Source organism: Streptomyces sp. NPDC093261 (genome assembly GCF_044753645.1).
Taxonomy (GTDB): domain Bacteria; phylum Actinomycetota; class Actinomycetes; order Streptomycetales; family Streptomycetaceae; genus Streptomyces.
The window spans coordinates 1-11,770 of record NZ_JBIVNO010000021.1 but is presented as its reverse complement, the minus strand read 5'-3'; the positions used below and the strand labels follow the sequence as shown (position 1 = coordinate 11,770).

General features: G+C 72.6%; 10 protein-coding genes. 5 read left to right on the top strand and 5 right to left on the bottom strand.

All coding sequences use genetic code 11. The features are described 5' to 3' along the window. Positions 1-17 precede the first annotated feature (17 nt). The gene (locus ACIP94_RS31665) at positions 18-1,067 is read left to right on the top strand and encodes a Zn-dependent alcohol dehydrogenase (RefSeq protein ID WP_402433547.1); all 1,050 of its coding nucleotides are present in this window, start codon (positions 18-20) and stop codon (positions 1,065-1,067) included. Between the two features lie 1,283 nt (positions 1,068-2,350). Here the strand turns inward: ACIP94_RS31665 and ACIP94_RS31660 are convergent. After that, positions 2,351-3,412 carry a GlxA family transcriptional regulator gene (locus tag ACIP94_RS31660; RefSeq protein ID WP_402433284.1) on the bottom strand — a complete coding sequence of 354 codons (1,062 nt, stop codon included), beginning with the start codon at positions 3,410-3,412 and terminating at the stop codon, positions 2,351-2,353. A 70-nt stretch (positions 3,413-3,482) separates the two neighbouring features. Here ACIP94_RS31660 and ACIP94_RS31655 point away from each other — a divergent pair, with 70 nt between their 5' ends. Further along, on the top strand, positions 3,483-4,787 hold the full coding sequence (locus ACIP94_RS31655; RefSeq protein ID WP_402433281.1) for an MFS transporter: 1,305 nt from the start codon (positions 3,483-3,485) through the stop codon (positions 4,785-4,787). A 26-nt stretch (positions 4,788-4,813) separates the two neighbouring features. On the opposite strand, the gene ACIP94_RS31650 is transcribed toward ACIP94_RS31655, so the two are convergent. From ACIP94_RS31650 to ACIP94_RS31635, 4 genes are all read right to left on the bottom strand, one after another. Continuing rightward, entirely contained in the window at positions 4,814-5,419 is a 606-nt protein-coding gene (locus tag ACIP94_RS31650; protein WP_402433544.1) for a flavin reductase family protein, read from the bottom strand. Between the two features lie 53 nt (positions 5,420-5,472). Further along, the gene (locus ACIP94_RS31645; protein WP_402433278.1) at positions 5,473-6,300 is read right to left on the bottom strand and encodes an enoyl-CoA hydratase/isomerase family protein; all 828 of its coding nucleotides are present in this window, start codon (positions 6,298-6,300) and stop codon (positions 5,473-5,475) included. Positions 6,301-6,319: 19 nt separating this feature from the next. Further along, positions 6,320-8,545 carry an acetate--CoA ligase family protein gene (locus tag ACIP94_RS31640; RefSeq protein ID WP_402433276.1) on the bottom strand — a complete coding sequence of 742 codons (2,226 nt, stop codon included), beginning with the start codon at positions 8,543-8,545 and terminating at the stop codon, positions 6,320-6,322. Between the two features lie 200 nt (positions 8,546-8,745). Then, positions 8,746-9,945, bottom strand: a complete 1,200-nt coding sequence (locus ACIP94_RS31635) for a flavin-containing monooxygenase (RefSeq protein ID WP_402433273.1) — start codon at positions 9,943-9,945, stop codon at positions 8,746-8,748. A gap of 254 nt (positions 9,946-10,199) precedes the next feature. On the opposite strand from ACIP94_RS31635, the gene ACIP94_RS31630 reads away from it, so the two are divergent. Genes ACIP94_RS31630 through ACIP94_RS31620 form a run of 3 tightly spaced genes read left to right on the top strand, consistent with a single transcriptional unit; the run spans position 10,200 to position 11,680 of the window. Beyond that, positions 10,200-10,652, top strand: coding sequence for a DoxX family protein (locus ACIP94_RS31630; RefSeq protein WP_402433270.1), 453 nt, complete (start codon positions 10,200-10,202; stop codon positions 10,650-10,652). Beyond that, a complete protein-coding gene (locus tag ACIP94_RS31625) occupies positions 10,649-11,044 on the top strand; it encodes a Zn-ribbon domain-containing OB-fold protein (RefSeq protein ID WP_402433267.1) in 396 nt (131 codons plus the stop codon). The genes ACIP94_RS31630 and ACIP94_RS31625 overlap by 4 nt, the downstream gene beginning before the upstream one ends. 30 nt (positions 11,045-11,074) lie before the next feature. Then, positions 11,075-11,680 (top strand): GNAT family N-acetyltransferase, encoded by a 606-nt coding sequence (locus tag ACIP94_RS31620; protein WP_402433264.1) that lies wholly within the window; start codon positions 11,075-11,077, stop codon positions 11,678-11,680. Positions 11,681-11,770 lie beyond the last annotated feature (90 nt).

The following is an 11,770-nucleotide window of genomic DNA, read 5'->3' as shown; positions in this document are numbered from 1 at the left end:
CGGCGATGCCAGACCCCATACGAGGCGTGATCTACGACGGCACGCAGTCGCGGGTCGTGGACGACCTGGAGGTGAGGGACCCGGGCCCCGGCGAGGTGCGGGTGGCGGTCGCGGCGGCGGGACTGTGCCACAGCGATCTGTCCGTGGTGGACGGGACCATACCTTTCCCCGTTCCTGTGGTGCTCGGCCATGAGGGCGCGGGCGTGGTGGAGGCAGTGGGCGAGGGGGTCACCCATGTCCGGCCCGGGCACCATGTGTCGCTCTCCACCCTGGCGAACTGCGGGGCGTGCGCGGAGTGCGACCGGGGCCGGCCGACGATGTGCCGGAAGGCGATCGGCCGGCCCGGCCGTCCCTTCACCTGGGCCGGACGGCCGGTCCACCAGTTCGCGTCGAACTCCGCCTTCGCGGAACTCACCGTGGTGAAGGCGGTCCAGGCCGTGCGCATCCCCGAGGACATCCCGATGCCGTCGGCGGCGCTGATCGGTTGCGGTGTCCTGACCGGTGTGGGTGCCGTGCTCAACCGCGCACGGGTGGACCAGGGCGACACCGTCCTCGTGATCGGCACGGGCGGGATCGGCCTCAACGTCTGCCAGGGCGCCCGGATCGCGGGCGCGTCGCGGATCGTGGCGGTGGACGCCAACCCGGCGAAGGAGGCGGTGGCGCGGCAGTTCGGCGCGACGGACTTCCTGACCTCGGCGGACGGGCTGAGGGACATCCTGCCGACCGGCGTCGACCACGCGTTTGAATGCGTGGGCCGGGTGGAGTTGATCCGCGCGGCGATCGACTCCCTGGACCGCCATGGGCAGGCGGTCCTGCTCGGGGTGCCGCCCGTGACCGCGGAGGCCACGTTCCTGGTGTCCTCGATGTACCTGGACAAGTCCATCCTGGGCTGCCGCTACGGCTCCTCCCGCCCCCAGCGGGACATAGCGCTCTACGCCCGGCTGTATGGCGAGGGCCGCCTGCTGCTGGACGAGCTGGTGACGGCGACGTACCCGGTCGAGGACTACGAGAAGGCCGCCGCGGACGCGCACGCGGGACGGGTGGCGAGGGCGGTCCTCACCTTCTGAGACCCGCGGGGGGCCTTCCCGGACCGCGCCCATGCCGCCACGTCGTGCACGCTGCCCACGTTGTCCACAGGATGCGGAAATCCCGTGGCCCGCTGTCGGCGCCCTCCCCTACCTTCGGACGCATGACATACCGAGACATGGCCTCCGGACGGGTCCTGGCCTGGGCCGTGACGGCGATCGGCGCCCGGATGCCGGTCGCCATGGCTCCCCTCGCCCTGGTCTTCCTCGCCCGCGACCGTCCCGGCGGCTACACCCTGGGCGCGACCCTGGCCGCGGTCTACGTCATCGGCGAGATCGTCGGCGCGCCCGTCCTCGGCATGCGCCTGCGCCCCGACCGGGCCCGCCCCCATCTCACCACGGGCCTCGCCGCCGGAGCGGCCGCCTTCGCGGGCCTCGGCGCGTTCCCCGCCGCCCACCCGGCGTTCCTCGCGGCGTTCGCGTTCCTCGCCGGCGCCGCCCCGGCCGCGGTCCCCGGCGGTCTGCGATCCCTGCTCACGGGGCTCGTCCCCCGGCAGGCGGTCGCGCAGGCCCTGTCCGTCGAGTCCATGCTGATGTCCGGGATCTGGGCCGTGTCCCCGGCCGCGGTCACCGGCCTCGCCCTCGAGGTGGCACCCCGGGTGCCGCTGCTGCTGGCGGCCGCCCTGATGGCCGCGTCCATCGCCGGTCTGTGGATGGTGCCGCCCGGCTGGGAGTCGGGCCCCGCGGGTGGCGGGGGCCTCTCGGTGTCCAGGCTCCTCGCCCGCGCCTGGCCGGTGTATGTGACGGCCGCCGCCAGCCTGTCCCTGCTCTCGCTCGCCGAACTCGTCCTGCCCGCGCTGCTCGAACAGCGCGGCGCGCCCGTCGGCTGGTCGGGCCCCCTGCTCACCGGGCTCGCCGTCGGCTCGGGGATCGGCGCGTTCGCATACGGGCTGCGCTCCTGGCCGGGCACACTGCGCGTCCGCAGCGTGGTGCTGATGTGCGGCCTCTCGGTGTGCCTGGCGCTCGCCGCGCTGATACCGGGCACGCCCTGGATCGCCATGGCGCTGGCCGTCGGGGGCATGCTCCAGGCGGGCGCGACCGTCACCCGCAACCTGGCGCTGCGCGAGGTTCTCCCGGCCGGCGCGCTGGCCGCGGGCTACTCGGTGATGTACGCGGCGGTGGGCGCCGGCTACGCCGCCACCGGCTCCCTGGCGGGCGCGCTGCTCCGCTTCGCCGCGCCGTCGACGGCGATCCTGGCGGGCATCGCCCTGGCCCTCACGCTCACGGCGGTGGGCGCCTGGGGCGAGGGCGCCCGGCATCGGGCCTCAGCCCCGGCCGGCGGAGAGGGCGCTGCGGTCCCGTCCGTCGAGGCGGCCGCCGCGGACGCCGTCCCGGTCCGCGGCACCGGTGCGGAACGTCCGCCGGTAGGCGGTGGGCGTGACCCCGAGCGCCGCCTGTAGGTGCTGCCGCATCGACTGGGCCGTGCCGAAGCCGGAGTCCCGCGCCACCTGGTCGATCGACAGATCCGTGGACTCCAGCAGATGGCGGGCCCGTTCGACGCGCTGCTGGGTGAGCCACTGGCCGGGACTCACACCGGTCTCCTCGCGGAAGCGGCGCGTGAAGGTGCGCACGGACATGGACTCCTGCTCCGCCATGTCGCGTAGCTGGATGGGCTCGTGGAGGCGGCCGAGCGCCCAGGCGCGGGCGGTGGTCGTGGTGGCCAGCTGCGGATCGGGCACGGGACGGTGGATGTACTGGGCCTGGCCGCCGTCCCGGTGCGGCGGTACGACCATACGGCGGGCCACCTCGTTGGCGACCGCCGTGCCGTGGTCGCGGCGCACCATGTGCAGGCACAGGTCGATCCCGGCCGCCACTCCGGCCGATGTCAGGACGTCGCCGTCGTCGATGAACAGGACGTCCGCGTCGACCTTGATCCGCGGGAAGAGCCGCTGGAAGCGCTCGGCCTCGGCCCAGTGCGTGGTGGCCGGCCGCCCGTCGAGGCGACCGGCGGCCGCGAGGACGTAGACGCCCGTGCAGATGGAGGCGAGCCGGGTGCCGGGCCGGATGCGCGCGAACGCGGCGGCCAGCTCGCCGGAGAGCACGCCCTGCTCGAAGACCGGACCCAGCTCGTAGGACGCCGGGATGACGACGGTGTCGGCGGTGGCCAGGACCTCCGGGCCGTGCGGGACGTGGATGGCGAAGTCGGCGTCGGTCTCGACCGGGCCGGGCGGCCGGACCGAGCAGGTGAGGACCTCGTACAGATGCCGTCCCCAGGCGTCCTTCGGGCGTCCGAAGATCCGGTGCGGGATGCCCAACTCGAAGGGCAGCAGCCCGTCCAGGGCGAGGACGACGACGCGGTGCGGCCGGAACGCCGGTTCACGAGTCATGGCCCGATCCTAGTCAATGCTGTCCTTCGGGCCACTCGTTCGAGCGATGCGTGGCCAGGATCCTCTAGTCGTGACCCAGACAACCGAAGCCGCAGCCGCAGAGGGGTCCCGGACCGACAAGACGCCCTCCCGTATCCACCGGGCCTGGTTCGTCGCCGCCGTCACCTTTGTGACGATCGTCGGCGCCGCCGCCTTCCGCTCACTGCCCGGTCTGCTGATCGACCCTCTGCACCGGGAGTTCGGCTGGTCGCGGGGCACGATCGGCGCGGCCGTGTCCGTCAACCTGGCGCTGTACGGACTGACCGCGCCCTTCGCGGCCGCCCTGATGGACCGCTTCGGCATCCGCCGGGTCGTCGCCGTGGCCCTCGCGGTCATCGCGTTCGGCTCCGGCGCGACCGTGTGGATGAACGCGGCCTGGCAGCTTCTGCTCTGCTGGGGCCTGCTCGTGGGCCTGGGCACGGGAGCGATGGCGCTCGCGTTCGCGGCGACGGTCGCGAACCGCTGGTTCACCACGCGCCGCGGACTGGTGAGCGGCATCCTCACCGCCGCGTCCGCCTCCGGGCAGCTGATCTTCCTGCCCCTGCTGTCCTGGGTGGTCCAGGACCACGGCTGGCGCCCGGCCGCGGCCACGGTGGCCCTCGCCGCCTTCGCGGTCATCCCCTTCGTCTGGCTGCTGCTGCGGGATCATCCGGCGGACGTGGGCCGGAACCCGTACGGATCGGACGAGTTCGTGCCCCGGCCGGAGCCCGTGCCCGGGGCCGCCCGCCGGGCCGTCACCGTGCTGTTCTCGGCGGTGCGCACGGGGCCGTTCTGGCTGCTGGCCGGTACCTTCGCGATCTGCGGCGCCTCCACCAACGGCCTGATCCAGACCCACTTCGTGCCGGCGGCCCACGACCACGGCATGCCGATCACGGCGGCCGCCTCGCTGCTCGCGGTCATCGGCGTCTTCGACGTCGTGGGCACGATCGCCTCGGGCTGGTTCACGGACCGCTTGGAACCGCGCCGCCTGCTCGCGGTGTACTACGCCCTGCGCGGGATCTCGCTGCTCTTCCTGCCCATGCTGCTGGCCCCCGCCGTCCACCCCCCGATGATCTTCTTCATCGTCTTCTACGGCCTGGACTGGGTGGCCACCGTCCCGCCCACCCTGGCGCTGTGCCGGGAGCAGTACGGCGAGGACAGCGCCATCGTCTTCGGCTGGGTCCTCGCCTCCCACCAGGTCGGCGCCGCCCTGGTCGCGTTCCTCGGCGGTGTCGCGCGGGACGCGTTCGGCTCCTACGACGTCGTCTGGTACGCCTCGGGCGCCCTGTGCGCGGCGGCGGCCCTGATGGCGCTGGTGATCCGCCGCCGGCCGGCGGGCGTCCCGGCGCTCGCCTGACCGCTCGCCCCGAGCCCGCCGACTCCCTACAGGAAGCGGCCCTTGTGGAACAGCAGCGGAGCGTCCGTGCCGTCGCCGGTCCCCAGGGCCTCCACGCGGCCCACCACGATCAGATGGTCCCCGCCCGTGTGCACGGCGTGGATCGCGCAGTCGATCCACGCCATGGCACCGGCGAGCCGCGGGGAGCCGGAGAACGGCGCGGGTTCGTGGTCCACGCCGGCGAACTTGTCCCCGCCGCTCACCGCGAAACCCCGGCACAACTCGCCCTGGTGAGCCCCGAGCACATTGACACAGAACACGCCCGCGCGGGCGATCCTCGGCCAGGTCCGCGAGGTCCGGCCGACCAGGAAGACGACCAGCGCGGGGTCGAGGGAGAGGGACGAGAAGGACTGGCAGGCGAACCCGGCGGGTCCGCTCTCGCCGCCCCCGGCCGGCGCGGTGATCACGGTGACGCCGGTCGCGAAGTGCCCGAGGACGCGCCGGAACTCCCCCGAGTCGACCGGTGCCCGTTCGTCCTCGCCGACGGCCCGCAACCCGGGCCGCGGCAGCGCCTCGACGGGCTCCGCGACCGTGGGGGCCCCGACCGACCTGAGATAGCGGACGGCGGAGGCCGCCATCCCTGCGTGTCCCATCACAGCGCCCATTGAAGCTGACGCTACATCAGAAGTGAACCCCTCGTCAGACCTCAGCGGCCCCGGTAGCGGGGCTCCCGCCGCTCCACGAAGCTCGCGACACCCTCGTGCGCGTCCACGGTCGTCATATTGATCTCCTGGGCCGCCGCCTCGGCGGCGAACGCGGTGGCCCGACCGCCGTCCAGGGACGCGTTGACCAACTGCTTGGTGAGCGCGAGGGCGCGGGTCGGCCCGGCGGCGAGGCGTGCGGCCCAGGCATGGGCGGCCTTCTCCAGGCCGTCCGCCGGTACCACCCGGTTGACCAGGCCCAGACGTTCCGCGTCCGCGGCGGTCAGTGCGTCACCGAAGAACATCAGCTCCTTGGCGCGCTGCGGGCCGACCAGCCGGGGCAGCAGATAGGCGCCGCCGCCGTCCGGCACCAGCCCCCGCCGCACGAAGACCTCGATGAACCGGGCCGGGGCGGCGGCGAGTACGAGGTCGCAGGCGAGCGCGAGATGGACGCCCAGGCCGGCGGCGGTGCCGTTCACGGCGGCGATCACCGGCTTCTCGCAGTCGAGGACCGCGGCGATCAGCCGCTGGGCGCCCCCGCGGATCGTCCGGGCGACATCGCCGGGGATCCGCTCACCGGCCGCAGTCCCGCCGCTCAGGTCCGCGCCCGCGCAGAAGCCGCGGCCCGCACCGGTGAGGACCACGGCCCGCACCTCCGGGTCGGCGGAGGCGTCGAGAAAACTTTGGACGAGACGTTCCCGCAGGTCAGGGGTGATGGCGTTGAGGGAGGCGGGGCGGTTGAGGGTGAGCCAGCGGACGTGATTGTCAGTGGTGTGCCGTACCAATGACTCGACGGGTTCTTGGGGGGAGGACATCATCATGTTCCGTTTCATCGTCCGGCTGTTACGGGCCTCAGCGGCACACCGCCAGCGCGTCCAGGGCCACGGCCCCCTGCCCGCTGGGCAGCACCATCAGCGGATTGATGTCCAGCTCCGCGATCTGGTCCCCCAGTTCCAGTGCCATGCGCTGGACGCGGAGCACGACCTCCACGAGCGCGTCCAGGTCGGCCGGGGGGCGCCCGCGCACCCCGTCCAGCAGGGGCCGTCCCCGCAGTTCGCCGAGCATGGCCCGCGCCTGCTCCTCGCCGAACGGCGGCACGCGTACGGCCGCGTCCCGCAGCACCTCGACGAGGACACCGCCGAGCCCGACCGTGACGGTGGGCCCGAAGAGCCGGTCGTGGCCGATGCCGACGACCATCTCGACACCTCGCTCCACCATCTGGCACACGAGCACGCCGTCGAGCGCGATCCCCTCGTAGCGCGCGATGTCCGTCAGCTCCCGGTAGGCGTCCCTGACCTGGCTCGCGGAGGTGAGCCCGATCTTCACCAGCCCGAGTTCCGTCTTGTGGGCGATCTGCGCGCCGGACGCCTTCATCACCACCGGGTAGCCGACCAGCCCCGCCGCCCGTACGGCCGCCGCCGCGCTGGTCACCAGTTGCTCGCGTGGTACGCGGATGCCGTACGCCCGCAGCAACTGCTTCGCCGCGTGCTCGCTCAGCTGCTCTCCGGGCCGTATCAGGGCCCGCGCCTTGCGGAAGGAGGGCGAGGGGGTGCGGGGGGCCTCGTCGAAGGGGGAGCGGTAGCCGTGGACGAAGCGATGGTGGTCGAGATGGGCGCGGACGGCCATCAGGCAGTTCGCGACGGTGCGGAAGGTGGCCACGCGCGAGGAACCGAGCAGCGTCTCACGGTAGGCGGCCTCGGTGCCGACAGGCGACCCCCACACCACGCACACCAGCTTGTCCGTGTGCTCCGCCGCGTCCACAAGGTCCTGTACGAGCCGGTCGCTCAGCGGCGGGAAGGGCCCGGTGACGGGGCAGATGAGCACCCCGACCTCCGGGTCGTCCAGGATCGCGTCGATGATCTTCCGCCCGCGCCAGTCGCCCACCGGGTGGCCGCCGTTGTCGACGGGGTTGGCCACGCTCAGATACTCGGGTATCCACTGGTGCAGCTCGGCCTGCCGGGCCGCGGAGAGCACCGGCAGGCGCAGCCCCGCCTCGGCCGCGAGGTCCGCGACATGCGCGCCCGTGCCGCCCGAGATCGAATAGACGACGACACCGTCCGCGCGGGGGGCGCGGGCCCGGGCCAGCAGGGTGGCGGTGTCCTGGAGTTCGTCGAGGCCGTCGACGCGGATGATCCCGTACTGCCGCATCGCCGCGTCGACCACGTCGTCCGCGCCCGTCAGCTTGCCGGTGTGTGAGGCCGCGGTGCGCGCACCGGTCTCGGTGCGGCCGACCTTGACCGCGACGACCGGCACTCCGCGCCGGGCGGCACGGTCGGCGGCCAGGAGGAAGGAGCGTCCGTCCTTCAGGCCCTCGATGTAGCAGGCGATGGCGCCGACCTCGGGCTGCTCGGCGAAGTAGGAGATGAAGTCGGCGGTCTCGAGGTCGGCCTCGTTACCGGTCGGGGCCCAGTGGGAGAGCCGTACGCCCAGCTCCTGGAGCGCGAAGAGGGGCCGCCCCTGGTGACCGGACTGCGTGATGAGCGCGATGGCCGGCCCGTCGAGGTCGTCCCGGAACCGCTCGAAGGCGTTGAGATTGGTGTTGGGGCCGAGCAGCCGGATCCCGGACCGTTCCACGGCCGCGGCGAGCCGGGCCTGGGCGGCCGCACCCCGCTCACCGGTCTCGGCGAAGCCGGAGGCGAAGGCGACGGCGAACCTCGCCTTGGCCGCGCCGAGTTCCTCGATGACGGGAAGGGGGTCGGAGACGAGCAATACGGCGAGATCGATCTGTTCGGGCAGATCGGTGACACGGGAGGTGCAGGGAAGACCGAAGACGGACCGATGGGTGGGGTGCACGGGGTACAGCCGGGCGCCGACCCGTTCGGTCCAGGAGAGCAGCTGCCTGGTGATCCCGGTGCCAGGCCGCCCCTCGGTGTCACTCGCACCGACGACGGCGACGGACTCCGGCCGGAAGAACCGGTCCAGGTCGGGGACGGCGGCGTACAGCGGCCGTCCGCCGACGTCGAGTTCCCCGGCGCCGGCGGGCCTGCCGTGCACCACGGGCGAGGTCCGCTCCTCGCAGGCGGCGACCCGGGCCCGGCGGGAGTCGGTGGTCAGGCTGCCATGGGTTGATCCAAGCATCGCTCCGCCCCGCTCCTGTGTGCCGGCCTCGATAGCCGAGGTGCTAGCTGACGTACCGTCAGATTACGCAACTGACGTCAAGTCAGGAACGTCCGTGCGGACAAAGACTGCCCGTGGACGACCGGGAGCAATCGCGCTGCCGGGGCTACGGGGCTACGGGGCTACGGGGCTACGGGGCTACGGGGCTACGGGACCACGGGCTACGTGGCTGCCCGGTCCGCCTCCACGCGGCGGGCCACCGCCTTCGCTATCTTCTGGGCGTCCAGAGCCAGTTCACGGAGCATGCCGCTGATCGGGTTGGTGAAACCGGTGAAGTAGAGGCCGGGCGCGGTGTGCGGGGTGCGGGCGCCGTGGACGACCGGCTTGCCGTGGGCGTCGAGGACGTCGAGGTGGCCGACGAGACCCTCCAGCGCGCGGACGTACCCGGTGGCGGCGATCACCGCCTCGGGTTCGATGCGGCTGCCGTCGGCGAGGACCACCTTGCCACCCTCGAAGCCCTCGACGGCCGCCACGATCTCGACCCGCCCTTTGCGTACGGCCTCGATGAGCCCGACGTCCTGCACCGGGATGGACCCCTCGCTGACCCGGCTGTAGAGCCCGGTGCCGGGCCGGGGCAGCCCCTGCGCCGACAGATCGGGCACGCTCAGCTTCGCCATCGGCCCGGCCAGCCGGTCGACGAGCCGCACCGGCAGTCGGCGGACGAGTACCCCCGTGTACTGGGCGGCCCAACCGACGGTCGAGCGGCGCACGATGTGCGGGGGCGTCCGCACCGACAGCCGTACCCGCAGGGCCCCGCCCTCCACCAGGTCGACGGCGATCTCGGCGCCGGTGTTGCCGACGCCGACGACCAGGACGTCACGCCCGGCGTAGGGCCCCGCGTCGCGGTACTCGCCCGCGTGCAGGAACTCGCCGGTGTAGGCGTCGAGACCGGCCCAGTCGGGCACGCGGGGGGTGTGGTTGTAGCCGGTGGCGACGACGACCGCGCTGCCGGTCAGCCGGCGGCCGCCGCTGGCGTGCAGCAGCCAGCCGGTGCCGTCCGGGGCGGGCTCGACGCGTGAGACCTCGACGCCGGTGACGATCTCCAGCTCGTGGTGCTCGGCATACTTCTCCAGATACCGCACCACGTTGTCACGTGACACCCACCGCCCGAAGGACCGCGGTATCGGCAGCCCGGGCAGGGCCGACAGACGCCGTGTGGTGTGCAGATGCAGCCGGTCGTAGTGGCGCCTCCAGGACGCCCCGACGCGGTCGGACCGCTCCAGCACGACGGCTCGTACGCCGCGGGCGCGCAGTGCGCAGGCCGCGGCCAGCCCGCCCGGCCCGCCGCCTATGACGTAGACCGGTCGGTCCTCGTGGACGGGCACCACGGGGTGCGGCGAAGCAGCAGTCGAGTCGGCCATGAGCGGGAGCGTAATCCCGCTGGTGGTTGATGGGTCTCGGTCAAGACCGAAATCGGTTGCGAATTGATCACGCCTGTAGAAGTGAGGTGTGGAACTGGCGGCATACGGTCGGAGGTGTGTCGATTCGCGGCGGTCGAAATGAGCGAAGGGGTTTCTCGGCGACCGCCTCTTGCGTGGCCGTCGTCCGTGCGCTGAACTGGCGTATCGACTGACCTGACGGTTCGTCAGATAAATGGCGGTGGGGGGTGCGCTTCATGGACACGATCTGGCTCACCGGCGCGGAATGGTTCGCGCTGCTCCGCATCGGGCTCGGGCTGTGGTGGCTGGAGAGCTGGCGGCACAAGGACAAGAAGGCGTGGTTCGAGCGGGGCAGCGGGATCGCCTGGGCCGCGGACATCGTGGCCCGGCACCGGTGGGCCGCGGTGCGCGCAGGCTTCGACGCGATGGTCGCGCCCCGGCCGCGGGCGATGGCGTACGTGGTCGTCTACGCGGAACTGGCCCTCGGGCTCGGCCTGATCGCGGGTTTCCTGACCCCGGTCGCCCTGGCCGGCGGCCTGCTTCTCAACCTTCTCTACTTCACCCTCATGATCCATGACTGGGCCGAGCAGGGGCAGAACTCGATGATGGCGCTCATCTCGGTGGCCGGGCTGTTCGGGATGGCGTGGCAGACCTGGTCGGTGGACAGCGCGCTGGGACTGTTCCGATGAGCGGACGCTTCGACGTCCCCGACGTGGACGCCTTCACCAGCGCCTACTGGGACGCGGCAGCCGGGGGACGGCTGCTGATCCGCCGCTGCGCGGCGTGCGGACGCGCGCACCACTACCCTCGGGAGTTCTGCCCGTACTGCTGGAGCGAGGACGTGACCTGGGAGCAGGCGAGCGGGCACGCCACCCTCCACACCTGGTCCGTCGTCCACCGCAACGACCTGCCGCCCTTCGCGGAGCGCACACCGTATGTCGCCGCCGTGGTCGACCTCGCGGAGGGGCCTCGCATGATGACCGAGGTGGTGGAGTTCGAGCAGGCCCGGCTGCGGGTGGGGATGGCGCTGGAGGCGGCGTTCCGGGAGGGGGTGCCGGTGTTCCGGCCGCCGCGTCGGTGAGCGCTGCGGGTGGGTTGATTGAATGGCCCGATGGCCGACATACACCGGAAGTCCCCCGTCCCGTCCCCCTTCCCCGAACTGCACGGTCACGGCCTGCGGCTGACGGCCTGGGACCCGGAGTCCGAGGAGCAGCTGGACGCATGGTTCCGCGGGCTGACCGACCCGGACTTCATGCGGTGGAACACCCCGCTGAGGGTCGTGCGCGACCGGGCCGACGCGCGTCAGTCGCTGCGGTCCAAGGCGATGGGCACGGCGAAGGGGACGGACGCCTCGTACCGGATCACGGACGCGGTGAGCGGTGCGACGCTGGGACACATGGGCGTCAACATGATCGACCATGTGCTGAGCGTCGCCCGCGTCGGCTACTGGGTGCTGCCCGAGGCCCGCGGCCAGGGCGTCGCCACCCGGGCCCTGGCCGTCGCGGCCCGCTGGGCCCTGACCGACCTGGGCCTCAACCGCCTGGAACTGGGCCACGCCCTGGGGCACGAGGCGTCCTGCCGGATCGCGGAACGGTGCGGCTTCCGCTACGAGGGGACGATGCGCGGCGCCATGTTCGAGAGCGGCCGGCAGGACGTGTTCCGCGACGCACACCTCCACGGCCGCATCGCGAGCGACCCGGAACCGGATCTCTCCTAGTGATCTGGTCTTGAGTTCACGTTTCGCCACGTGAGTCGTCGTTCGTTTCAGATTGCAGTCTGGGCGGTGACAGCGGCCAGTCGGCTGCGG